This window comes from Pseudomonas ovata, assembly GCF_003131185.1.
Taxonomy (GTDB): domain Bacteria; phylum Pseudomonadota; class Gammaproteobacteria; order Pseudomonadales; family Pseudomonadaceae; genus Aquipseudomonas; species Aquipseudomonas ovata.
On the sequence record NZ_QFFU01000017.1, the window covers coordinates 24,618 to 47,885 of the forward strand.

Consider the following 23,268-nt stretch of genomic DNA (forward strand, 5'->3'; position numbering starts at 1 on the left):
GCAGCTGCACTCGGTGTTCAGGAGTGGGGGCTTTCCTCCTCGCGCGACAAGGCGACCAGACTGTCGAGACGGGCGCCGTCAAAGGCGATCGCCGTGGCGTGTTGCAGGGTTTTGCGGCCCAACCCGGTCAGTACCGACCCGGGCGGCATTTCGATCTGCAGGTGCACACCGCGCTCGAAGGCGGTCTCTGCGGTGCTGCGCCAGTCGATGACCCGGCACATGTTGAAAGCCAGGTCGTCGCGCAGTTTGTCGGCGTGGTAGATCGGCCTGGCCGAGGTGCCGCTGAGGTAGCGCAGCCGGGGGGTGCGTACCTCAACCTTGGCAAAGGCCTCATTCAGCGCCCGGGCCGGACCGTCCAGCAGCGGGCAATGCGACGGCACGCTGACCGCCAGGCGTTTTGCGCCACTGGCACCCGCCGCCCTGGCCCGCCGTGCGACCTCTTGCATGGCTGCCACGCTGCCGGCAATCACCAGTTGCCGCTCGGCGTTGATATTGGCCAGAAACACCGGTGCCTGCGGGCCGTTGACCTGAGCCAGCAAACGCTCGATCTCGGGCAACTCCAGACCGAGGATCACGGTCATGCCGTAGCCTTCGGGGTAGGCGTTGTGCATCAGCTCGCCGCGCAGGGCGACCAGCCGCAGGGCATCGTCGAAGGCCAGCGCCCCGGCAACCACCGCCGCCGGGTAAGCGCCGATGGACAGGCCGGCGACAAAGTCGGTGCTGCAGCCGTTTTGCTCCAGCAGGCGCGCCGCCCCAACGCCTGCGATCAGCAGGCACAGCTGCACGGCACGGGTGCCGCGCAAGGCCTGCTCGCTGTCCAGCGCCAGCACATCTTCACCCAGCACCTCACAGGCCTGGTTCACGGTGTCCTGCACCACGGTCGCTTGCGCCAGGCGGTGCAGCATGCCCGGTTGCTGCGCGCCCTGGCCGGGGAACACCCACAGGCGGCTCATGCACAGGCCTGCAAACGCTGCCAGGGATCGCTGAGCAACTGCGCGCCCTCACAGGTCTTGAGCAGGACCTGGCGTGACGCCCCGGCCCATTCGCGCAGGGCCAGCGCCCCGTGCGGCAGTTGCAACTGCACATCGACCCGGCAGGGCGCGCTGTCCAGCACCGCGACCAGGTCGGCAGCCCAGGCGCGGGACACGCACACCGGCGTGCGCACGATCAGGTCCAGGTCGCTGCCTTCATGCAGCGCGGCCACACCACAGGCCAGTTCGAACCCGGCACTGCCCGCCACGCCCCAGGCCAGGCCCAGTGCGTGCATGAGCGGGCGGACGTGTTGCAGGGCCCGCAAGGCCGGCATGTCACGCAGTCTGTCGGCCTCGATCAATTGCTCCGGCCGTACCTGACGCACCACGGCCGAACGCGGCAGGCTGGCGGCATGCCGCTGCTCACGGCGCAGCCCGCGGATGCCCACGGCAATGCGCTCCGGCGCCAGCCTTTCACGGCGTACCACCACCGGCTGGCCCTGGCGCACCACCTCAATGGCCCAGGCCGGCGCATCGGCCGCCAGTTCGGCCACCGTCATGCCCCAGAGCAAGTCGTGGGGAAGCAGGCTGTTCATGCCCATTGCTCGCGCAGCCGCTGGCGCACCTGCGCCGAGGCCGCCCGATGGCGGGCGCCGAGCCGACCGCTGAGGTCGCGACCGCTGCGTCGTACATCGGCGATGGCCGCATTCAACACCTGGCGCACCTGGGCCAGGTCGTCGGCACCGGGTTGCTCGATGCGCCCGACGGTGAGGGTTTCCCACAGCAGGCCGAGGCTGGCGTAGCTGTCGATGTCATAGGCCATCGGCGCAATGCTGGCGGCGAGTTTTTCCAGTTCGTCGACGCTGCGCTGGGTGACGCGCGCGGCCGAGGCCTTGCCCATCGCATGCACCATGACCCCCGGATCGCGCAGGGCAATCAGGCGGTTGGCCTGGTAGCCGTGAGCCAGGAATGCCCCGGACATCGCCTTGCCGACCAGCAGGCCGATCACCGGATGCCCGGCCAGCCGGGCCCGGGCGTAGCTGTCCACGGCCCCGGCCAGTGCCTGATGAATGCCCAGCGCTTCTTCGCGGCGGCCATAGGCCTGGCTGGGCACGTCGATAATGGCGATCAGCGCCCGCTTATCATCCAGTGCGCGGTCCTGCTCGATCACCTGGTCCACAGCCTTGGCCAGCCCCCAGCCTTCCAGCAGCCCGACTTCGCCTTCGCGGGCGCGGGGAAACGGATTGGCGGCATCAGCCACCACGGCGATGAAGCGCACCGGCTGTTCACCCAGCGTGGCGTCGACCGCGCGCACCGAAGGCGGCAGGCCGGCCACAGGCTGACCTTGGGCGCCCAAGGCGTCGAGCCAGTTCAGGCCCCGTTGTGAAGCGCTCATGAGCGGTCTCCTTGATAGAGGGTGCGCACCGTCTGCGCATCGATCTGCGGCGCGGTGTCGAGTTGCCCCAGGCGTTGCAGGTAGTCGGCGTACTGCCCGCTGCGATGGCGGGCCGGTACCCCCTGCTCCAGCCAGGCACTGACCTGCCGTTGAATGTCGTGGGTGTCATCGGCGGCAAAACCGTCCACCAAAGCGCTGGCAAAGCGTTGCTCACCACCGGTCAGGCTCCAGATGAACGGCCGGTCGCGTGAGTCGTATTCCTCGATGCCGGCTTCCTGCTCGATCACCTGCGGACCGTTCAGGCCCAGCCGCGCTTCGCGGGTCACAAGCACATAGCTGCACAGGCCGGCGGCAATCGACATGCCGCCAAAGCACCCCACACTGCCGGCCACCACGCCGATCACCGGCTGGTACTGGCGCAGGTCGACGATGGCGGCCTGGATCTCGGCAATCGCCGCCAGCCCCAGGTTGGCTTCCTGCAAGCGCACGCCGCCGGTTTCCAGCAGCAGGATGGCGGCAGTAGGGATGCCATTGCGGTTGTCCTCGGCGGCCAGTTCCAGTGCGCCGGCCATTTTCGCGCCGCCGACCTCACCCATGCTGCCGCCCTGGAACGCGCCTTCGATGGCGGCGATGACCACCGGTCGGCCTTGCACGGTGCCCTTGGCGATCACTACGCCGTCATCGGCCTGCGGCACCACGCCCTGCTGCACCAGCCAGGGCGAAATCAGGCGCTCGAAGGGGTCGATCAATTCACGGAAGCTGCCCGCATCGAGCAAGGCTTTGGCACGCTGGCGGGCACCCAGTTCGATGAAGCTGTGTTGCTGCAGCAAGCGGGCGGTGTCAGTCATGGCCGACCTCCTCGAAGCCTTGTTCCAGACGCAGGCGCACCACCCCTGGCGTGGCGCCGAAGTCATGGATGTCGATGTTCAGGGCCTGGGGCACCTGGCCGTCGAACATGCGCTGGAACAGATGCTCCCAGCGCGCACTGGCGCCGTTGACCGAAGTCACCACGCGGATCGACAACTTGCCCGGCAAACCCGGTTCCAGCAGCACCTCAAGGTCGCCGGAGCCGACACAGCCGACCAGCGCACGGCCGCGTGGCGGTTGCCCGGCCGGAAATTCGAATGACAGGGTTTCCATGGTCAGAGACTCCGTGATGGATGGCCGAGCGCAGGCTCCAGGCCATCGATGAACAGGCAGGCCGCCAGCAGGTCGGCGGCGCCGCCGGCCGAGGCGTTCAGTTCGGTGAGTTGCCGGTCCAGCACGTGCAGCTCGCGCCGCCCGGCCAGGCTGGCGCTGCCGCCGGCCTCCAGTACCCGTTGCGCGCCGTGCTGCATGGCGTGCAGGCCCTCGAAGCCGGCGCGGTGCAGCACGCAGGTGTCGGTCAGGGTGGTCATGATCGCCAGCAAGGCATCCAGCCGGGCATTCTGCTCGCCACTGGCGGCGGCGCGGCTGCGCTGCAACTGTGGCAAGGCGTAGCCGGTAATGGCCGGAAAGCCTTGCCGGGCCTGTTCCCGAGCACCCGCCACGCCGTAGCGCCGGGTCACCTCAAGACCATGGCTGGCGGCCGGTGCGGCGTGGCGGTCGTCGATCCGCGCCAGGCGAGCGGCACGCTGGCACAGGCCGGCCGGGGTCGCGTCGTCGGCATCCAGCGCTGCGGCGGCGACCAGCAGGCCCAGCGCCCAGATCGCGCCGCGATGGGTGTTGACCCCGCCGGTGGTGCGCAGCATGTCGGCCTCGCCTTCACGGCCCAGGCGGCCCAGGGTTTCGCGCAACGCCTGGCCGACGTCGCCGTGTTCGAGCGCGGCGTCAGCCATCTGCTGGAAGGTCGGCCACAGCGACAGCGCCGAGGCCTGCATCAGGCCCAGGTGCATGTCGCGGTGCGCGCCACTGCTGCGACGGTCGACCAGCGCCGGCTTGGGCGACAGTTCGGCTTCGTTGATCAGGGCCTCGACGGCCAGGTCGGCCAGGCGGTCGGCCAGCGACTGTTCGGGTAGATGACGCTTGAGGGCACTCATCACCAGCTCCTGAATTTGGCGGGCGGGTTGTACAGGCCACCGGACCACTCGACCAGGTCGGCGATGCTCTTGGCGGCCAGCAGTTCGCGGCTGGCATCAAGGCGGCGGATGCCAAGGTCTTCGGGCAGGGCAATCAGCCCCTCGCGGCGCAGGCGGGCGGTTTCTTTCGGGTCATGCCGCAGGCCGATGGCGGTCACGCCGGCCACGGCGGCGATCATTGCGCGGCGCTCTTCCAGGCTGCGTGCCCGGTACAGATAGGCAATGCCCTCTTCGGTGAGCAGGTGGGTGACGTCGTCGCCGTAGACCATGATCGGCGCCAGCGGCATACCGCTTTTTTTCGCCACTTCGATGGCATCAAGGGTGTCGACGAAGGTGGGTTTGCCGCCTTCCTGGAAGGTTTCGACCATCTGCACCACCAGCTTGCGGCCGCGCTCCAGGTAGGCCGCCGGGCCATCGCCGCTGGCGGTGCGCATGTCGAGCCAGGCCGGGGTGCTGTGACGCCGGCCACCGGGGTCGTGGCCCATGTTCGGCGCGCCGCCGAAACCGGCCAGCCGGCCACGGGTCACGGTGGACGAATGGCCGTCGCCGTCGACCTGCAAGGTGGCGCCGATAAACAGGTCCACCGCGTATTGCCCGGCCAGTTGGCACAGTTGGCGGTTGGAGCGCATCGAGCCGTCGCGACCGGTAAAGAACACATCGGGGCGTGCGGCAATGTAGTTTTCCATGCCCAGCTCGGTGCCGAAGCAGTGCACGCTCTCGACCCAGCCGCTTTCGATGGCCGGAATCAGCGTCGGGTGCGGGTTGAGCGTCCAGTTGCGACAGATCTTGCCCTTGAGGCCCAGCGACTCGCCGTAGGTGGGCAGGATCAGCTCGATGGCGGCGGTGTTGAAGCCGATGCCGTGGTTGAGCGACTGCACATTGTGTTTCTCGTAGATGCCACGGATGGCCATCATCGCCATCAGCACGTGCACCGGCTTGATATGGCGCGGGTCGCGGGTGAACAGCGGCTCGATGTAGAACGGCTTGTCGGCCACCACCACAAAGTCGACCCACGAGGCCGGAATGTCGACCCGGGGCAGCTCGCTGACGTCGTCGACCAACTGGTTGACCTGGACAATGACGATACCGTCGCTGAACGCGGCCGGCTCGATCAGCGCCGGGCTGTCTTCGGTGCTGGGGCCGGTGTAGATGTTGCCGGCACGGTCGGCCATGAAACCTGCGGACAAGACCACGTTGGGGATCAGGTCCACCACCAGCCGTGCATAGAGTTCGATGTAGGTGTGGATGGCGCCGATTTCCAGCAGCCCGTCTTCGAGCAACTGGCTGATGCGCAGGCTCTGGGTGCCGGCAAAGGAGAAGTCGAGCTTGCGGGCAATGCCGCGCTCGAACAGATCAAGGTGCTCGGACCGCCCGACGCTGGGCATGATCATGTGCAGGTCGTGGACCTTGCCAGGATCGACCTGGACCAGCGAGCGTGACAGAAAGTCGGCCTGCTTCTGGTTATTGCCTTCCAGCACCACCCGGTCGCCGGCGACCAGCAGCGCCTCGAGCGCGGCGACGATCTTGTCGGTGGGAATCACCACACCGTCGGCCAGCGGCCTGACCTGGTCCAGCCGCCGCTGCTTTTCGCTGCGGCGCCGCGACCAGCGCGCGTCGGGGTTATTTGTCATTGTCATGGTCACTCCACGAGATTCGCTGTCGTGGGTCACCTTAGAAGGTGCATGACCTGGCATCAATCAAGCTGGGCGCAGGATCGTTACGGTCAGGGTAATGGATGGCAAGAGCACAGGCGGCCAGCCTCACCGCCCATGGCTTTATGAGAATCAGAAGCCGCTTTCCCTGACCCCCAGTGCCGCCAGTCGGCGCCAGGCCGCCACCACCAGCGATTCGCTGCGCCCGTCCAGCACCACCACACCGCGCAGCGGCTGCACCGGCGCCTCGACCGCCTGATCAATGCCCAGCCGCGCACCGTACTGGGCCTGCACGGGTTCAGCGCGGTTGCTTTCGTCGCGGCGCACGGCAATCGGACCATGATGGTCGGAGGCCAGGGCTTCCTGGTCCAGCCAGCTCACGCCGTTGGCGTCGATGTCCAGCAGCCGGACCTCAAGGGCCGCACGCATCGGGTCGTCGGCAATGAAGCGCCCTTGCGCACCAGGCACCACACGCCAGAGCGCGTCTTCAGCCAGGTAACCACGCAGTCGGGCGCCGGGTTCGACGATGCGCACCAGGGGCATCTGGGTTGAAACCCAGCGGCCCGGCACCAGATTGGGCAGCAGGTCGCGCACCCGGCCAGCCTGCGGGGCACGGATCAACAGGCGTTCGCGCTGGGCGCTCAAGCCCCGGTATTCGGCCAGCGCCTCGGCCAGGCGCTGTTCAAGAACCCCGACGTCACCGGCCGTCTCGCTGCGCCCGGCCTGACGGCGCATCTGCAGCTGCATGATGTCGATCTCGCGGCGCACGATGACCAGGCGCGACTCGATGTCCGGCGACTCAAGCTCCACCAGCACGGTGCCCTGCCCGACCGGCTGACCGTCCTGGACATTGACCTGCCTGACGCGGGCCGCCACCGGCGCGTGCAAGACGCTGACCCGCTCGGCTTCGAGCATCGCCGGCAGCTCGACGCTGCTGCGCCACGGCACCACCAGCACCGCGACCAGTGCCAACAGGATCAGCGCGCTGATCAGCACACGCGGGGTGTGCGCCTGTTCGCGGTGTGCCCACCAATGCTGCATTTCTTTATAAATCGGCATGAAGATGAACCAGCCCAGCTCGACCAGCATCAAGAAGATGCCAAGCAATTTGAAAAACAGGTGATAGACCGCCAGCGCAATGCCGAAAAACAGCGCCGCCCGCCACAGCCACGACAGGTAGCCCCACCACAACAGGCGCCGGCGCATCGGTGACGACCAGGGCTCTGGCGCCTGCAGGCCATAGCCGAACAGCGCCTCGCGCAGGCGCCAGCGGCACAAGGCAAAGGCCCGGCCTTGCAGGTTGTCGACCTGCCAGAGGTCGCTGACCAGAAAGTAGCCGTCGAAGCGCATGAACGGGTTGAGGTTGACGATCACCGTGGTGATCCAGGTCGCGCTGGCCAGCATGAACGCGGCGGTGCGCGCCGGTCCGTCCGGCAGCAGCGACCAGGCCAGCAAGGCGATACAGGCCAGGACCATCTCCGCCAGCACCCCGCCGGCACCGATCAAGAGTCGCGCACGCTGGTCGTTGATCCGCCAGGCATCGCTGACGTCGGTGTAGAACAGCGGAAACAGCACCATGAACGCCACGCCCATGCTCTGTACACGGCACCCGGCGCGCTTGGCCATGAACGCATGGCCAAACTCATGACAGAGCTTGGCAAAGAACAGCGCCACGGCAAACGCCAGCGCCCCGCCCAGGCTGAACAGGTACGGGAACGAGCCGACAAACCGCTGCCAGTCCCGCGACACCAGGAACACGCCCAGCATCAGCGTCAGTGGCAGGCCGACCTTCAACAAGGCCGGGCCAAAGCGTTGCACCCAGGGCCAGGCACGATTGAGAAACGCGTCCGGGCGCCACAATGGAATGCGAAAGAACAGGTATTGGTGCAGCACCTTTTTCCACAGACTCTGACGCGTGGCGGCGGTCTTGATGCCATAGCTGCCGCGCTGCTGCGGGTCGGTCGCGGTGATCAGGTCGTAGCGGCGCAGGAAGGCCAGCATCGCCTCCAGCTCTTTTTCGCCAACGCGCAAGCCCGGCTCGCGGTTGGCAGCCTGTAGCACCTGGCCAGGATCGCCCAGTGCCCAGTGACGCAACAGGCGAATGGCCTGGGCGCCGAGCTTGTAATAGCGGCCGCTGATCGGGTCGGCCAGGGTCCAGCGCGGCGAGCCGTCCAGGGCAGGACTGGCCGGCGTCAGTTGCAGGTCTTCACGCAGGCCGGGCAGGCTCATCTAGAGGCCGATGCTCTGGCGCAACCCGGCCAGTGGCCGGCGCAGCAGGTACAACGCCAGCGGTGCGCGCTCGCCATAGACCTTGGCGGTGCCGCGCAGGCCGATACGCGGCGGCGCATCGACAAACCCGGCGTCCAGGCGATAGGCCAACTGACCACCGGGGGTCGGCTGGGCTTCATAGGCGGCGCGTTGCAAGGTCGCGGTATGACGGTGCAACGGATCGCTGTCGAGAAACAGCGCCACTTCGGCGTCAGGCTTGAGCACGATGGCATCGCCCACGGCCAGTTCGATGCGCAGCTCGGCCTGGGCGGGATCGGCAATTTCCATCAGTCGCTCGCCAGTCTGCACCGGCTTGCCGATCCAGCGCTGGGCGTCGGCAAACACAGCAATGCCGTCACGCTCGGCGCGTACTTCGCTGCGCTTGAGCAGTTCGCTGGCATAGTCGCGCTCGGCACGCTTCTGCGCCACACGGGCGGCCAGCAGGTCAAGCCGGGCATTGGATTCGGCATCGGCGAACGAGCGCTGCGAATTGGCGCGCAGTTCCGCCTCGGCCACCCCCAGCGCGCGCTCGGCGACATCGGCCTGGGCCTTGAGCGTGGTGCCTTCGAAACGCACCAGCAGCTCGCCGGTCTTGACCGGCTGGTTGGGCTTGACCAGAAACTCGGCGATCACCCCGTCCAGCGGTGCCGCCACGACCCGCCCGCCCAGCGGCACGACTTCAGCCGGTGCCAGCACCGACTGACGCACCGGAATCAGCAACGCCAGCAACAGCACGGCCGCCACGATCATCTGGCGCTTGCGGGTCAGGCGCAGGCGCCAGGGCTTGCGCGGCTGCAAGGCCAGCCAGGCATGTGCACAGGTGTCGCCCAACTGGGTGAACAGAATCTTTTCCGAGGGCGTCCAGCCGCGATCACGGGCCAGCCACAGGCCGCCGAACACTTCGCCCTGGTAGTCCTGCAACGGCAGCCAGAACACGCTCGGGGCCGACAGGCTCAGCCAGTCTTCGCGCACGGCGTTGTCAAAACCTTCCATGCTCACGATGTCAGGTGTCTTGAATCGCGCCTGCGCACGCAGTTGCGCCACGGCATGCTCGACAAAGGCCACGAACGGCGCGTTGGGCTCGACCATGCTGATCCCGGTGACTGCACGCACCTTGCCGGCAATCAGCAAGGTGGCATGACGAAAGCCGAACAGGTGCTGGCCGTCGTTGACCAGGCTGTAGGCCAACTGCTCGATGCTGCGGGCCGTGCGGATTTGCCGCTCCAGCTCAAGGTATTGCGCGAAAATCCGCTCGACGACACCGGGCACGGGTGCGTTCACTTGAACTCCGGGAAACGGGCCTGGGTCGCCAACATGGCAGGCATGTGCAGTGAGGGATCAGGTGCGGCCGGCGTCTGGGCCGGACTGCTGGCAGGCAAGAATCCAGAAACAACAGTCTTCAGACAACGCATCGCACAGACTCCAGGCTGGACGCCGCCAGTCTACGGTAGCCATGGCAAGCGTCAAGCCAATTGCCATCACTTCGTCGACCATCCTGAAGGGCAGGTGGCGTCCCGATCTGCCGGCGCCGAGGCAGGCAAGGACCCTACACCTGCTGCGCCTGTCACAAAGCTATCACCAGCAAGCTGCCTCCCACAGTCTGGTGTCAGGCCCGAGACCTTGGGCGACATCAATTGAGTGTCAGACGCAAAATCGGGTGAAAACCGGCTTAACTGATCGGCATTGGTCCTATACAACCAGGCCGGCTTCCAGCAGCCATTGCTCCAGCGCCGGCAGGTCGGGGATGCGGGCCTGGGTGTCGCCGACCTGCACGGCAGCCAGCTCCAGTCGGGCCAGGGGTACGTCGACATAGCTGAGCTGGTTGTCGACCTTGCACGAGCGCGGGATGTTCTGGATCAACAGCGCCAGGTAGCGCAGTTGCGGGTGCCCGCCCAGGGCATTGAGCACCACGATGCGCGCCCGGCCGCCGACCTTGGTGCGCCCGCCGCAGGCCGCTTCGAAGCTTAGCAGCGGCAGGCTCAGGTCGCGCCAGGCGATGTGGCCCAGGTACCAGGGCGGCGCGTCCGGGTCGGCGTGGCAATCCTGATAGTCGATCAGCTCGGCCACCGCGACATTGGGCAGCAGCAGGTAGCGGTCGCTCAACGGCAGCAGCAGGCACGTCAGGCTGGTCAGCCGCGCTGATTGAAAGCTGGCATCAGACATGGCGTGCGCTCCAGCGCTGGATGCTGTCGAGCAGCACCGATTCCTGGTAAGGCTTGCTCAGGTAGTCGTTGACCCCGATGGCCATGGCCCGGTCACGGTGTTTCTGGCCCGAGCGTGAGGTGATCATGATGATGGGCAGGTCCTTGAGCTGTTCGTCCTGGCGAATCCGGGTGGCCACTTCAAAGCCGTCCATGCGCGGCATTTCGATGTCCAGCAACAGGACGTCCGGGGTGAAGTCTTCCAGCAGGCTCATGGCATCGACCCCGTCCTTGGCGGTCACCACCTGCATGCCGTGGCGCTCCAGCAGCCGACCGGTGACCTTGCGCACGGTCACCGAATCGTCCACCACCATGACCCGCAAGGCCCGTGGCCCGGTCTCGGTGAACCAGCTGGCGGTGTCATCGGGCAAGGCGTGTGGCGTGCGGCCTTGCCGGGCGCGGACGTAGGCCAGCAGGTCGAGAATCAGCACCACCCGGCCGTCACCCAGGATCGTCGCGCCGCTCAGGCCCTGGACCTGGGCAAATTGCGCCCCGAGGCTCTTGACCACGATCTCGCGCGAGCCGGCCAGGGCATCGACCTGCACCGCCACCCACTGATCCTGCAGGTGCACCAGCAGCACCGGCAAGGGCTGGAACTGATCGAACAGGCGCGGCTGGCCATTGCCGAGCAGCTCGCCCAGGTAGCGCAGCTCATAGGTGCGTCCGCCATAGCGGTAACGCGGTGGCTGGGTCTGATAGTGTTCGAGCAACTGGCCCGGCATGACCCGGACGATGCCTTCGATGGTGTTCAACGGCACCGCGTAGAGTTCTTCACCGCACTGCACCATCAAGGCACGGTTGACCGACACCGAGAACGGCAGGCGGATGCGAAAACGCGTGCCCAGTCCGGCCACCGAGTCGATGGTCATCGAGCCGCCCAGTTGCTTGACCTCGGCATGCACCACGTCCATGCCCACGCCACGCCCGGAAATCTGGGTGATCACCTCGGCGGTGGAGAACCCCGCTTCGAGGATGAACGGCAGCACCTCGTGGTCGGCCAGCACCGCGTCGGCACGGATCAGCCCGCGCTTGATTGCCTTGCGGCGCACAGCCGCCAGGTCGACGCCGGGGCCGTCATCACTCAGTTCGATGATCAGGTCGCCGCCTTCGTGCATCAGCGCCAGCTGGATCAGGCCCTGCGCCGGCTTGCCGGCGGCCAGGCGCTTCTCGGTGCTTTCCAGGCCATGGTCCACGGCATTGCGCAGCATGTGCTCCAGCGGTGCGACCATCCGCTCCAGCACGCTGCGATCCAGCTCGCCATCGGCGTTGGCCACCTCGAACTGCACCTGTTTATCCAGCTCGCCGGCCACCTGGCGCACCACCCGGCGCAGGCGTGGCACCAGCCGTTCGAAGGGCACCATGCGTGTGCGCATCAGGCCTTCCTGCAGTTCGGTGTTGACCCGCGCCTGGCGGGTCAGCAGCGTGCCGGCATCGCGGGCGCGCAGGTCCAGGGTTTCCTTGAGGTCCAGCAGGTCCGAGGCCGATTCGCTCAAGGCCCGCGACAGTTGTTGCAGCTGTGAATGGCGGTCCATTTCCAGCGGGTCGAACTCTTCGTAGCCGCGCCGTTCGGCCGGGACCTGCTCGCGGGCCAGCAAGCGCCCTTGGGTTTCGCTGTCCAGGCGGCGCAACTGGTCGCGCATGCGCGCCAGGGTGGTTTCGATTTCTGCCAGGGTCGCTTGCGTGTCGAAAATCTGCTGCTCGATGCGCCCGCGAAAAATGGAGGTTTCACCGGCCAGGTTGGCCAGTTGCTCCAGGTCTTCGGCGGCGACCTTGACCATTTCCGGGCCGATACGCTCGGCATCGGGGTCCATGACCACAGCACTCGCTACCGGCACCGGTACGGCAGTGGCGGTTGGCTCCACCACCTCCAGTTGGCGCAGGCTGTCGATCAGGGCCTCGGCGTCCGGCAGCGGCTGGCCGGCACGCACCGCATCAAGCATGTCGGCCAGCCGGTCGTGACCGCGCTGCAAGGCCTCCAGCAACAGCGGTCCCGGCGTACGCAGGCCACCGGCAACGGACTCATACAGCGATTCGACCTCGTGGGCCAGGTCACTCAGCGGCTTGATTTCGAGCATGCGCGCACCGCCTTTGAGGGTGTGCAGGTCGCGCAGCAGGTTCTCGACTTCCAGGGTGTTGTGCGGGTCGACCTGCCAGCGGCTCAGGGCGGCGCTGGCGCTGTCGAGGAGATCGAAGCCTTCTTCGAGAAAGATCTCCAGCAACTCCGGGTCGCGTTCGCCGGCCTCAGGAGCCGGGTCCGGTATGCCCGGCAGTGGATCGCCCCAGGTCACACCCTGCCCCTGGCGCAGTGCGCCGAGAGCGTCGATCAACGGCGCCGGGTCGTCCAGCGGTTGCTGGGTGCCGAGCTGTCCGAGCCACTGCTGTAATTGCTCATGGCAGTCGAGCAACAGCCCGGCGAGCGCTGGTGAATAGCTGTAGCGTCGGTCGATCAGCCCTTCATACAGGGCTTCAAGCTCATGGCCCAGGTCGCTGATCGCTGTGACACCGGCCATGCGCGCACCGCCCTTGAGCGTATGCAGGTCGCGTTGCAGCGCCGACAGTGGCTGCGGGTTATCCGGTTCGCTCAGCCAGCGGTGCAGCGTCTGGCCTGCGCTGTCGAGGATATCGGCGGCCTCTTCGAGAAACACCGTGATGATTTCGTCGTCAGGCGCCGCCTCATCCTGCCGGGACGGGCCGGCCATCTGCTCGATCACCGCGCCCAGCTCGGTCACCGGGCTGCCATCGCGGGCCACCAGGCCCGTCGCGTCCGGCGCCAGGGCCTGGTCAAGCAGCGCATACAAGGCCTGGACGCAATCGGGGCGCGGCACGACGTCCTGGCCGGCGGCGATCTGGTCGAGCATGTCGATCAGTGCCTCATGGGCGTGGCCGGCCTCATCGAAGAAGCGCTCGCTGGCCGCCAGGCTGCTTTCTTCCACCGCGCCATACAGGTCCAGCAGGGCCTCGCACAGTTCATCGACCTGCGGCAGCTCGGCCAGGTGCGCGCTGTGGCCCAGGGTGGTCAGCTCATCAAGCAGCGCGGTCAGTTCCTGGCGCGCGCCGGGGTGCTGCCGCCAGCGCTGCAATAGGCCCTCGGCGTCCAGCACGATGTCCATGCCCTCGGCGAGAAAGGTCGCGATCAGCTTGGGGTTGTGCCGCACCGGCAGGCCGTCGGGGGCGTCGTGCAAGGCCGCCGCCAGGCGCTGCTCAAGCAACGAGCGGGCCGCCTCGATCAGTTGCGCGGCCCCCGGAATCGGCGCCAGGGGCTGGCTGTCCAGCTGCTCCAGCCCCTGATAGAACAGCGGTTCGGCGGCACGCAGCAGCTTGAGCTCGGGGGTTTCAATGGCGATCAGATTGGCCTTGAACTCGCGCACCAGTTCATCCAGCGGGCTGGCCAGTTCCGCCATCGGCAACACACCGGCCATGTAGGCACTGCCCTTGAGGGTGTGCAGGGCACGCAGCAGGTCGTCGCCGATGGCCGCCGAGTCGCGGCGCGCGGCGCTGTCGAGAAAGCGGTCGATCACATGCAGATGGCCCAGCGCCTCCTGGCGAAAGATGTCCAGCAACTGAGGGTCCAGGTCGTCGGCCGGCTTGACCGTCGGCACCACCGACGCGCTGGCACCGGCCAGGCGCTGCGCCTGGGTGGCCAGGCGGTCGGCATCGTCACGCTGGCGCTGGGCGCCGGCGGCGAAGTCGGCCACCAGGGCCGGCAGCAAGGCCTGCACTTCGCCGAGCAGCTGGCGCACCGGCTGGTCGGCCGCCACGCTGCCTTCAAGCACGCGGTTGAGCAGGTTTTCCACCGACCAGGCCAGCTCGCTGAGCACCAGCGCACGGACCATGCGGCCGCTGCCCTTGAGCGAGTGAAAGGCGCGGCGCACTTCGCGCAGGGCCTGATGGGTGGCCGCCCCCGGCGTGGCCAGGGCCACCAGCCAGCGCGGCTGTGATTGCTTGAGGGCGTCGAGGATTTCCTGGGCCTCCTCGATGAACACCTCGCGCAGTTCGTCGTCCACCGCCGGTTCATCGGCCGGTGGTGGCAGCAGGCTGGCCGGCATGTCGCGGCCCGGCGGGTTGATCGTTGCCAACGGGCTGGCCAGCACCTGGGCCAGGCTGCCGGGGGCCGGCACCGGCTCTTCAAGGGCATCGTCGTCAGGCGCCTCAGGGCCTGGCGAGGCCGGTGCATAGCCGAGCCGGGCCAGGCTGGCCTGGGCCATGTCGAGAATCGGGTCGCCGGCCGCCTCGTGGTCTTCGTTCATGCGCTCCAGGTAATACTCGACCGCACTCAAGGCTTCGGCCAGGCCTTCGAGCGCGTGCTCGTCAGGCCGGGTGGCGGCCGTGAGCAGGTGCTGGCGCACATAGTCGTTGCCGGCGGCCAGCAGGCTGGCAGCCCGGCTCAGCGGAATCATTGCCAGGGCGCCGCGCACCTGCACCAGCAATTCGCCCAGCGGCGCCAGGCGTTGCGCCGACCACTCGCCCTCCAGGCCGTCGATCAGCACATCCTTGGCCTGTTGCAGCACCAGCCGCGCCTCGCGCACCACCAACTGGTGGATCTGGGTCAGGTCGGTGGTCGGCAGGCGGCTTTCTTCGCGACGGGTCTCGCCGACCGCACCGATCATGCCGGCCAGCGTCGACTCGACGTACAGCAGCGCCCCGGCCACGTCCATCAACGCCGCATCGTTGGGTTCGCGCTGCCCCTGGGCCATGCTCTGGACCACGCCGGTCTGGTCGATGATCACCTTGCGCGGCTGGCCGAACCCCAGCACCGCCAGGGTATCGGCAATCTGCCGCAGCGGCCCCAGCAAGGCATTGAGTTCGCTGACGTGCTGGCGGTCGCCGCGCACGAACACATCGAGCCGCTCCTTGGCCCGCACCAGCCCTGCGCACACGGCCAGGATCACCGAGCGCATGGCATCGCGGTCGGGGCCGGCCATGCGCGCGCGCTCCTGGTCGACCACCTCGCTGCCGGGCAAGGCATCGTCCAGCGCATAGTCGTCCTTGAGCGCCAGCAGTTTCGGCGCCCGGTCCTCGGACTTGGCGATGTAGAACAGCAGGCTCTTGAGCAGCTCTTCGGGCGCCGGCTGATTGATGCCCTCGATGCCCTGGGCCATCAGGCGCTTGAGTTCGCGATCGGCGTCGCGCAGCAGGCTGCGCAGGGCCGGGCTGTTGGTGAAGCGACTGGCCGGCAGGCTTTCGACCAGCGCCGAGGTGATGCGCCACAAGGCCCCCAACGGGGCGTCGGCGCACAGGTGCTCGAGATGAGCGAACACCTCGGCCAGCTGGTGCAGATGGCCTTGGACGTCCTGTTCACGCATCAATCCGGCCAGTGCATTTTGCAGGTTCTGGCGCCATTGACGCAGTTGCCCGGGCAGTTCAGGGCTGTCGCGCAGGCTCAGGGCCTGGTCGTCGAGCGGGTCGATGTCATAGAACTGCGGGGCGAACAGGCGGGTTTCCGACAGCAGGCTCTCGCCACGGGCGCCGCGCAGGTCGTTGAGCAGCGGCAGGATCACCAGCGGCAGGTCGCGCCGCGCCGCATGGGTGCGCTCAAGGTAGAGCGGCAACTGGGTCATGGCCTGGTTGAGCAGGTGCACGGTCTCGGCCTGGCTGCCCACCCGACCTTCGCGCAGGGCCACGCCCAGCAGTTCGATTTCCTCGGCGAGCAAGGCGGCGCCGTAGAACTCGATCATCTGCAGGCTGCCCTGCACCTGGTGCACGCCGTGGATGTATTCGTCCAGCGCGGCCAGGTTGCCGGAGGCGGCGACGAATACGTCAAGCGCCTGGCGGGCCTGCCCCAGGGTTTCGGCGATCTCGCCTTTGACCCATTCAAGGGCCACGTAATCGTGACGATCAGGCATGGCGCGGGAAGCTCCGGGAAACGTGCGTGGTCATCATCGAGGCCTCAAGCCTGATCCCGGGAAGGCGGCAAGGTAAAGCCGGATACGGAGCGGCGCATCTCGCTGGCCATTTTCGCCAGGTTGCCGATGCTCTCGGCGGTCATCGAGGTGCCCGAGGTGGTCTGCGAGGTGATCTGCTGGATCACGGTCATGGTCTGCGCGATCTGCCCGGCCGACACCGCCTGTTGCTGGGCGGCGACCGTGATGCTTTCGATCAGCTCGGCCAGCACTCTGGAGACGCCTTCGATTTCTTCCAGCGCCACCCCGGCATCTTGCGCCAGGCGTGCACCGCGCACCACTTCGCTGGTGGTCTGCTCCATGGAGATCACCGCTTCGTTGGTGTCGTTCTGGATGGCCCGCACCAGGGTTTCGATCTGCTTGGTGGCCGACGACGAGCGCTCGGCCAGGCGCTGCACTTCGTCGGCGACCACGGCAAACCCGCGCCCGGCATCACCGGCCATCGAGGCCTGGATCGCGGCATTGAGGGCCAGGATATTGGTCTGATCGGAAATGTCATCGATCAGGCTGACAATATCGCCGATTTCCTGGGACGACTCGCCCAGGCGCTTGATGCGCTTGGACGTGTCCTGAATCTGCTCGCGAATGTTGTCCATGCCGTCGATGGTGTTGTGCACCACTTCGTTGCCCTTGTTGGCAATCGCCACCGAGCGGGCCGCCACCGCCGAGGATTCCGAGGCATTGGTCGACACCTGGTCGATCGACTGCGCCATGTCGTTGATCGCCGTGGAGGCGGCGCTGATCTGCAAGGCCTGGTGCTCGGAAGCGCGCGCCAGTTGCGAGGCGGTGGCCTGGGTGTCCTGCACGGCGGCGGCGACCTGCTCGGCGGTGATGTTGATGGTCGCCACCAGTTCGCGCAACTGGTCGATGGAATAGTTGATCGAGTCGGCAATGGCGCCGGTGAAGTCCTCGGTCACCGACGCGGCCACGGTCAGGTCGCCATCGGCCAGTTCTTCGATCTCGTTGAGCAGGCGCATGATCGCCGCCTGGTTGCGCTCGCTTTTCTGCGCGGTTTCATGCAACTGGCGGTTGGTCTCGCGCACCATCACCAGGCCAATGAGAATGATCGACATCAAGGCCAGCAGGCCGATGATGTAGCCACCAATGGAATTGACCGTGCGCCGGCTGGCCAGGTGTTCCAGGCTGTTGGCCAGCGTGGAGGCCTGGTCGAGCAGGGTCTGCGAGGTGGTGAAGATCTTGCTTGAAGCCTCGCGCACCTGGAACAGCTCGGGGGAGGTTTCGAGGATCTCGTCGACCGAGCCTGAGACGAACTCGAACAGTTCGGCAATCTCGCTCAGCCGCGCCCGCGCATCGCGGTCTTCGACCTGGCTGATGTGCAAGCCCGGGTTGCCTTCGAGCATGCCGCTGAGCACGCGGCCGAACTGGCTGGCGTCGCGCCCGAAGGCATCGGCCGCCTGCACGGCCGTGTCGTCGCCGGCCAGTACCTTGTTGACCGAGCCCAGGATGCGCTCGCCCAGCAAGGCCTGGCGCTGGGCCAGGACCACCTGGCTGGCCGGGGCGTTGTTCTGCAACAGGATCTCGACGACCTTTTCGTATTCGGTCTGCAATTGCGGGATGGTTTCGGCCAGCGTGGCAGCGACCTGATGCAGCGACAGCACGGTCTGTTCGTTGGCCAGGATCACATCGGTGCTCTTGCGCAGCGCTTCCCAGTCGTTCTGCACCGCCCGCAGTTCGTCGCGCACCCCCGACGGCGCGGCCGGCAGGCCGGTGGCCGGGTCGCCCTTTTTCAGGTAGCCCCAGCGCAGGTCGAAATCGTTGCGCGCATCGGCCAGCAACTTGAACGCCTGGGCCTTGCCGCCGGCGGCCTCGGTGGCGTTTTTGGCGATGCGCTGGGACAACACACGCAGCTCGCCGGCATGGCCGATGTACTGCTTTTCGTAGTTCGACTGCGTGTTGAGGTACGCGAAGTTGGCGAACAGCAGAATGATGAACACGATCAACGCGACAAACAGCGTGATGATCTGCGCCCGGCTGCGTGCACCGTCCTGCAATGTGCCTGTATCAACCATGACGTTTCCTGTACGACTCAAAGCGCGACATCCATGAACCCCCGGGACTGTGCCAGGGCCCGGGTACTGAACACCCGCCAGGGCTGCTCGCGGATGAATTGCCCGGGGATGAACGGCGCCATCCCCAGGGTCGGCGACGCCTCGGCGCCACGCACCAGGCTGGCCGGGTCGAAGTGCTGCATGCCCAGGACTTCATCGACCAGCAGGCCGGCGAACACCTCAGGCTGCTCGACCACCAGCACCTGGCGCGGCTTGCGCAAGGGCGAGCACGCATGGCCGAAGTAACCGCACAGGTCGATGACCGGCAGCAAGCGCCCGCGCAGGTTGGCAATGCCCAACACCCAGGGCTTGACCCCGGGCATCGCGGTGCAGCGCGGTTCGTTGAGAATTTCGGCGATCTCGCCCATCGGCGTGACGAACAGGTGCTCGCCCAGGCGAAAACCGATGCCGCTCCAGTCCTGCTCGCGGGTGGTCTGGGCCGGCAGGCCGGCGGCCAGCGAGCGGCAGCGCTGGTCGATGGCGAACAACAGCTCGAACGCGGTGCGCGAACCGTTCAGCGACGGTGGCGTGGGCATAAGGGTTCTCAGCCGGCCAGGACCGAATTCAGGACTTTGATCAGGGTGTCTTCGTCCACCGGCTTGGTCAGGTAGCCGCGGGCCCCCTGGCGCTCGCCCCAGACCTTGTCGGTTTCCTGATCCTTGGTGGTCACCATGATGACGGGAATGGGCCGGGTGTCGGGGTCCTTGCTCAACTGGCGCGTGGCCTGGAAGCCATTGAGCCCGGGCATGACGATGTCCATCAGCACCGCGTCGGGTTTTTCCTGGCGGGCCAGGGCCACGCCGTCGGCACCGTTCTCGGCCTTGAGGACCTGGTGGCCGTGCTTTTCCAGGATGCCGGTGAGTTTGTACATTTCGGTCGGCGAATCGTCGACGATCAGTATTCGAGCCATGGTGTTCCCCAAAAGATGGCAGGCCGGCGGCACACGCCGCAGGCCTCACGATTCATGTTGTTCAACGCTCAGGAAGCCCGGTACATGGACCTTGATGGCATTGAGCAGTTCTTCCTGACTGAAAGGCTTGGTCAAAAACTGATCGGAACCGACGATCCGGCCCTTGGCCTTGTCGAACAGACCGTCCTTGGACGACAGCATGATCACCGGCGTGGCCTTGAAGGCCCGGTTGTTCTTGATCAGGGCGCAGGTCTGGTAGCCATCCAGGCGCGGCATCATGATGTCGACGAAGATGATGCGCGGGTGATGGTCGACAATCTTGGCCAGCGCCTCGAAACCGTCAACCGCCGTGATGACTTCACAGCCGGCACTCTTGAGGATGGTTTCGGCGGTACGGCGAATGGTCCGCGAATCATCGATCACCATGACCTTCAATGCTGTGGCGTGCTGTGACATGTGGGGCTGTTCCGTCGCCGCGAGCCGGCTCTGACAGGCCGCTGCCAGGCAGGCAGTGGGTGCCGTGACTTTTTAGCACACTCTCCAGGCGCAATCCATCAAGCGCGCAGGGCGCTGGCCTCTTGACCGCGAGGCATGGCGCAAGCGACCCTGACGGTTTTTCGGCCGTCGGCCGCAACGTACAGAGGATATTGCCCATGAGTGTTCGCCTAGGGATTGTCATGGACCCGATCGAGCGCATCTCCTATAAGAAGGACAGCTCGCTGGCCATGCTCCTGGCTGCACAGGAACGCGGCTGGTCGCTGTTCTACATGGAGCAGCAGGACCTGTACCTGGACGCCGGCAAGGCCCGCGCGCGCATGAAGCCGCTGACCGTGTTCGCCGACCCGGCCAAATGGTTCGAGCTGGGCGATGAAGCCGACACGGGCCTGGCCGAGCTGGACGTGATCCTGATGCGCAAGGACCCGCCCTTCGACATGGAATTCGTCTACGCCACCTACCTGCTGGAGCAGGCCGAGCGCGATGGCGTGCTGGTGGTCAACAAGCCGCAGAGCCTGCGCGACTGCAATGAAAAGCTGTTCGCCACGCAATTTCCGCAGTGCACCCCGCCGACGCTGGTCAGCCGCCGTGCGGACATCCTGCGCGCCTTTGCCGAACAACAGGGTGACACCATCCTCAAGCCGCTGGATGGCATGGGCGGCACTTCCATCTTTCGCCACCGCGCCGGCGACCCGAACCTGTCGGTGATCCTGGAAACCCTGACCCTGAACGGCACCCAGCAGATCATGGCCCAGGGTTACCTGCCGGCCATCAAGGACGGTGACAAGCGCATTCTGGTGATCGATGGCGAGCCGGTGCCCTATTGCCTGGCGCGCATCCCGGCTGCCGGCGAAACCCGTGGCAACCTGGCCGCCGGCGGCCGTGGTGAAGCCCGCCCGCTGACCGAGCGCGACCGCTGGATCGTGGCCCAGGTCGCCCCGACCCTGCGCGAAAAAGGCCTGCTGTTCGTCGGCCTGGACGTGATCGGCGAGCACCTGACCGAAATCAACGTCACCAGCCCGACCTGCATCCGCGAAATCGACAATGCCTTCGGCACCCGCATCGGCAGCCTGCTGATGGATGCGATCGAGAAGAAGCTCAAGGCGCGATAAGGCCTAAGCGGCAAGCTGCAAGCAGAGCGGTCCGGCTGTGGCTTGCTGCTTGCCGCTCATGGCTTGTAGCTTTCATTGCGTTATCATGTGCGACCTGCGACATGCACCTGACCTACAGGCTCCAATGATGCCCGACCGCCCATGACTGCAATGGCCTACAACCCCCTCTTGATCGAACCCCCGCGCTCCGGCGTGCGCTCGCGCGACCGCCTGGGCTTTACCCTGCTGATCGCCGCCCTGGTGCACCTGGTGGTCATCCTCGGGGTGGGCTTTACCTATGTGAAGCCCGAGCAGATTTCCCGCACCCTGGAAATCACCCTCGCCACCTTCAAGAGCGAGAAGGCACCCGAGCAGGCCGATTTCCTGGCCCAGGACAACCAGCAGGGCAGCGGCACGCTGGATCAGGCCCAGACGCTCAAGACCACTGAGCTGGCGCCGTTCCAGGACACCGAGATCAACAAGGTGACCCCGCCGCCGGCCAGCAAGGCGGTCCAGAAGCAGGAAGCGCCGAAGGCCGCCGTGGCCACGGTGGCGCCGGCGAAGGAAAAGACCGTCACGCGTCGTGAAGAGGTCAAGCCTGACCCCAAGCCGCGGGAAACCCCGACCTTTGACAGCGCTCAACTGAGCAATGAAATTGCCAGCCTCGAAGCCGAGCTGTCGGACGAGCAGCAGCGCTATGCCAAGCGGCCCAAGATCCATCGCCTCAATGCGGCCTCGACCATGCGCGACAAGGGGGCCTGGTACAAGGACGACTGGCGCAAGAAAGTCGAGCGGGTCGGCAACCTCAATTACCCCGAGGAGGCACGTCGCCAGCAGATCTACGGCAGCCTGCGCCTGCTGGTGTCGATCAACCGCGACGGTTCGCTGTATGAAGTGCTGGTGCTGGAATCCTCCGGCCAGCCGCTGCTGGACCAGGCCGCCCAGCGCATCGTGCGCCTGGCGGCGCCTTTTGCGCCGTTCAGCGGCGATCTGGCCGACATCGACCGGCTGGAAATCATCCGCACCTGGAAATTTGCCCGCGGCGACAAACTGTCCAGCAATTGAGCCCCCCGGCCGGGAATGGCAGCGCCGCAGAATTTCGGTTCAGGGGCGCGCTCTGCCATAAGTGACAGTTGTCAGCGACCGCCGGCAGCGCCACACTAGGCGTCATGAAAAACGTCACTGCAAGTTACTTCAAGCATCAGTTCCTGATCGCCATGCCGCACATGGACGATCCGCATTTTGCGCAGACCCTGACTTACATTGTCGAGCACAATGCCGATGGCGCCATGGGGCTGGTCATCAACCGTCCGCAGGACCTGACCCTGGCCGACGTACTGGAGCAACTGCGCCCCGAGCAATTGCCACCGGTGCGCTGCCAGCAGATCCGCATTCACTCAGGCGGCCCGGTGCAGACCGATCGCGGTTTCGTCCTGCACCCCAGCGGCCCGGTCTTTCAGTCCACGGTCGAGCTGGGCGGCATAGCCCTGTCGACCTCGCAGGACATCCTGTTTGCCATCGCCGACGGCGACGCCCCCGCGCACAGCCTGATCACCCTGGGCTATGCCGGCTGGGATGCCGGCCAGCTGGACGCCGAAATGGCGGCCAATGCCTGGCTGACCTGCCCGTTCGATGCCGCCATCCTGTTCGAGACCGACAGCGACCAGCGCCTCAATGCGGCCGCTGCACGCCTGGGCATCAACCTGAGCCTGCTCTCGACCCAGGCAGGGCACGCCTGATGGCGGTCTTGCGCCTGATTCTGGGCTTCGACTACGGCACCCGGCAGATCGGTGTTTCGGTGGGTCAGGCCATTACCGGCCAGGCCCGCGAGCTGTGCACCCTCAAGGCCCAGAACGGGGTGCCCAACTGGGACCAGATGCAAGCCCTGTTCAAGGAGTGGAAGCCCGACGCGGTGGTGGTCGGCCTGCCCCTGAACATGGACGGCACGCCCAGCGACATGAGTGCCCGTGCCGAGAAGTTCTCACGCCAGCTCAACGGTCGCTTCAATGTCCCCGCCTACACCCACGACGAGCGCCTGACCACCTTCGAGGCCAAGGGCGAGCGCATGGCCCGTGGCGGCCAGCGCGGCAGTTACCGTGACAACCCGGTGGATGCGATTGCGGCCGCCCTGCTGCTGCAAGGCTGGCTGGATGCCAACCCGCAGCTGCTCAATGTGTGACCTTTTGCCCCCGCAACGCTTCGAATCCCACGTTTGCGCTTGAGTACGCCCGGCTGCGGGCGCACGACAAGCTTCTGAA

General features: G+C 66.5%; 19 protein-coding genes. 4 read left to right on the forward strand and 15 right to left on the reverse strand.

The annotated features are described in order from the left end of the window. Positions 1-17: 17 nt before the first annotated feature. The 15 genes from mdcH to pilG all read right to left on the reverse strand — a co-directional run bounded on the left by mdcH (position 18) and on the right by pilG (position 19,880). On the reverse strand, positions 18-953 hold the full coding sequence (gene mdcH, locus DGA31_RS19960) for a malonate decarboxylase subunit epsilon (protein WP_109513726.1): 936 nt from the start codon (positions 951-953) through the stop codon (positions 18-20). After that, entirely contained in the window at positions 950-1,567 is a 618-nt protein-coding gene (locus tag DGA31_RS19965) for a malonate decarboxylase holo-ACP synthase (RefSeq protein WP_421957991.1), read from the reverse strand. Before DGA31_RS19965 ends, mdcH begins: the two co-directional genes overlap by 4 nt. Then, entirely contained in the window at positions 1,564-2,367 is an 804-nt protein-coding gene (gene mdcE, locus DGA31_RS19970; protein ID WP_056840539.1) for a biotin-independent malonate decarboxylase subunit gamma, read from the reverse strand. The genes DGA31_RS19965 and mdcE overlap by 4 nt, the downstream gene beginning before the upstream one ends. Further along, positions 2,364-3,215 carry a biotin-independent malonate decarboxylase subunit beta gene (locus DGA31_RS19975; protein ID WP_056840538.1) on the reverse strand — a complete coding sequence of 284 codons (852 nt, stop codon included), beginning with the start codon at positions 3,213-3,215 and terminating at the stop codon, positions 2,364-2,366. Before DGA31_RS19975 ends, mdcE begins: the two co-directional genes overlap by 4 nt. Further along, positions 3,208-3,507, reverse strand: coding sequence for a malonate decarboxylase subunit delta (locus tag DGA31_RS19980; protein ID WP_056840537.1), 300 nt, complete (start codon positions 3,505-3,507; stop codon positions 3,208-3,210). The genes DGA31_RS19975 and DGA31_RS19980 overlap by 8 nt, the downstream gene beginning before the upstream one ends. A gap of 2 nt (positions 3,508-3,509) precedes the next feature. Further along, positions 3,510-4,385, reverse strand: coding sequence for a triphosphoribosyl-dephospho-CoA synthase (locus tag DGA31_RS19985; RefSeq protein WP_109513727.1), 876 nt, complete (start codon positions 4,383-4,385; stop codon positions 3,510-3,512). Then, positions 4,385-6,061: a malonate decarboxylase subunit alpha gene (gene mdcA / locus DGA31_RS19990; protein ID WP_056840535.1), complete on the reverse strand. Its 1,677-nt coding sequence runs from the start codon at positions 6,059-6,061 to the stop codon at positions 4,385-4,387. The genes DGA31_RS19985 and mdcA overlap by 1 nt, the downstream gene beginning before the upstream one ends. Positions 6,062-6,208: 147 nt before the next feature. Next, positions 6,209-8,305 carry a site-2 protease family protein gene (locus DGA31_RS19995; RefSeq protein WP_109513728.1) on the reverse strand — a complete coding sequence of 699 codons (2,097 nt, stop codon included), beginning with the start codon at positions 8,303-8,305 and terminating at the stop codon, positions 6,209-6,211. Then, positions 8,306-9,625 carry an efflux RND transporter periplasmic adaptor subunit gene (locus DGA31_RS20000; RefSeq protein WP_109513729.1) on the reverse strand — a complete coding sequence of 440 codons (1,320 nt, stop codon included), beginning with the start codon at positions 9,623-9,625 and terminating at the stop codon, positions 8,306-8,308. 408 nt (positions 9,626-10,033) lie between these two features. Beyond that, a complete protein-coding gene (locus DGA31_RS20005; protein ID WP_056840532.1) occupies positions 10,034-10,507 on the reverse strand; it encodes a chemotaxis protein CheW in 474 nt (157 codons plus the stop codon). Further along, positions 10,500-16,388: an Hpt domain-containing protein gene (locus DGA31_RS20010; RefSeq protein WP_109513730.1), complete on the reverse strand. Its 5,889-nt coding sequence runs from the start codon at positions 16,386-16,388 to the stop codon at positions 10,500-10,502. Before DGA31_RS20010 ends, DGA31_RS20005 begins: the two co-directional genes overlap by 8 nt. Before the next feature lie 44 nt (positions 16,389-16,432). Further along, complete coding sequence (locus DGA31_RS20015; protein WP_109513731.1) at positions 16,433-18,475, reverse strand: methyl-accepting chemotaxis protein; 2,043 nt, start codon at positions 18,473-18,475, stop codon at positions 16,433-16,435. Between the two features lie 17 nt (positions 18,476-18,492). Then, a complete protein-coding gene (locus DGA31_RS20020; RefSeq protein ID WP_056840817.1) occupies positions 18,493-19,032 on the reverse strand; it encodes a chemotaxis protein CheW in 540 nt (179 codons plus the stop codon). Between the two features lie 26 nt (positions 19,033-19,058). After that, positions 19,059-19,424, reverse strand: coding sequence for a twitching motility response regulator PilH (pilH, locus tag DGA31_RS20025; RefSeq protein WP_056840816.1), 366 nt, complete (start codon positions 19,422-19,424; stop codon positions 19,059-19,061). A gap of 45 nt (positions 19,425-19,469) precedes the next feature. Next, entirely contained in the window at positions 19,470-19,880 is a 411-nt protein-coding gene (gene pilG / locus DGA31_RS20030) for a twitching motility response regulator PilG (RefSeq protein ID WP_056840529.1), read from the reverse strand. Positions 19,881-20,077: 197 nt separating this feature from the next. On the opposite strand from pilG, the gene gshB reads away from it, so the two are divergent. From gshB to ruvX, 4 genes are all read left to right on the forward strand, one after another. Next, positions 20,078-21,031, forward strand: coding sequence for a glutathione synthase (gene gshB, locus DGA31_RS20035; protein WP_109513732.1), 954 nt, complete (start codon positions 20,078-20,080; stop codon positions 21,029-21,031). A 141-nt stretch (positions 21,032-21,172) separates the two neighbouring features. After that, positions 21,173-22,075, forward strand: coding sequence for an energy transducer TonB (locus tag DGA31_RS20040; RefSeq protein WP_109513733.1), 903 nt, complete (start codon positions 21,173-21,175; stop codon positions 22,073-22,075). Positions 22,076-22,179: 104 nt separating this feature from the next. Continuing rightward, positions 22,180-22,749, forward strand: a complete 570-nt coding sequence (locus tag DGA31_RS20045; protein ID WP_056840526.1) for a YqgE/AlgH family protein — start codon at positions 22,180-22,182, stop codon at positions 22,747-22,749. After that, entirely contained in the window at positions 22,749-23,189 is a 441-nt protein-coding gene (gene ruvX / locus DGA31_RS20050; RefSeq protein ID WP_109513734.1) for a Holliday junction resolvase RuvX, read from the forward strand. The genes DGA31_RS20045 and ruvX overlap by 1 nt, the downstream gene beginning before the upstream one ends. The last annotated feature ends 79 nt before the right edge of the window (positions 23,190-23,268 follow it).

Coding starts and splice junctions, on each gene's coding strand:
- mdcH (WP_109513726.1), bottom strand. CDS start 953: ATGAGCCGCCTGTGGGTGTTCCCCGGCCAGGGCGCGCAGCAACCGGGC.
- DGA31_RS19965 (WP_421957991.1), bottom strand. CDS start 1,567: ATGAACAGCCTGCTTCCCCACGACTTGCTCTGGGGCATGACGGTGGCC.
- mdcE (WP_056840539.1), bottom strand. CDS start 2,367: ATGAGCGCTTCACAACGGGGCCTGAACTGGCTCGACGCCTTGGGCGCC.
- DGA31_RS19975 (WP_056840538.1), bottom strand. CDS start 3,215: ATGACTGACACCGCCCGCTTGCTGCAGCAACACAGCTTCATCGAACTG.
- DGA31_RS19980 (WP_056840537.1), bottom strand. CDS start 3,507: ATGGAAACCCTGTCATTCGAATTTCCGGCCGGGCAACCGCCACGCGGC.
- DGA31_RS19985 (WP_109513727.1), bottom strand. CDS start 4,385: ATGAGTGCCCTCAAGCGTCATCTACCCGAACAGTCGCTGGCCGACCGC.
- mdcA (WP_056840535.1), bottom strand. CDS start 6,061: ATGACAATGACAAATAACCCCGACGCGCGCTGGTCGCGGCGCCGCAGC.
- DGA31_RS19995 (WP_109513728.1), bottom strand. CDS start 8,305: ATGAGCCTGCCCGGCCTGCGTGAAGACCTGCAACTGACGCCGGCCAGT.
- DGA31_RS20005 (WP_056840532.1), bottom strand. CDS start 10,507: ATGTCTGATGCCAGCTTTCAATCAGCGCGGCTGACCAGCCTGACGTGC.
- DGA31_RS20010 (WP_109513730.1), bottom strand. CDS start 16,388: ATGCCTGATCGTCACGATTACGTGGCCCTTGAATGGGTCAAAGGCGAG.
- DGA31_RS20015 (WP_109513731.1), bottom strand. CDS start 18,475: ATGGTTGATACAGGCACATTGCAGGACGGTGCACGCAGCCGGGCGCAG.
- pilH (WP_056840816.1), bottom strand. CDS start 19,424: ATGGCTCGAATACTGATCGTCGACGATTCGCCGACCGAAATGTACAAA.
- pilG (WP_056840529.1), bottom strand. CDS start 19,880: ATGTCACAGCACGCCACAGCATTGAAGGTCATGGTGATCGATGATTCG.
- gshB (WP_109513732.1), top strand. CDS start 20,078: ATGAGTGTTCGCCTAGGGATTGTCATGGACCCGATCGAGCGCATCTCC.
- DGA31_RS20040 (WP_109513733.1), top strand. CDS start 21,173: ATGACTGCAATGGCCTACAACCCCCTCTTGATCGAACCCCCGCGCTCC.
- DGA31_RS20045 (WP_056840526.1), top strand. CDS start 22,180: ATGAAAAACGTCACTGCAAGTTACTTCAAGCATCAGTTCCTGATCGCC.
- ruvX (WP_109513734.1), top strand. CDS start 22,749: ATGGCGGTCTTGCGCCTGATTCTGGGCTTCGACTACGGCACCCGGCAG.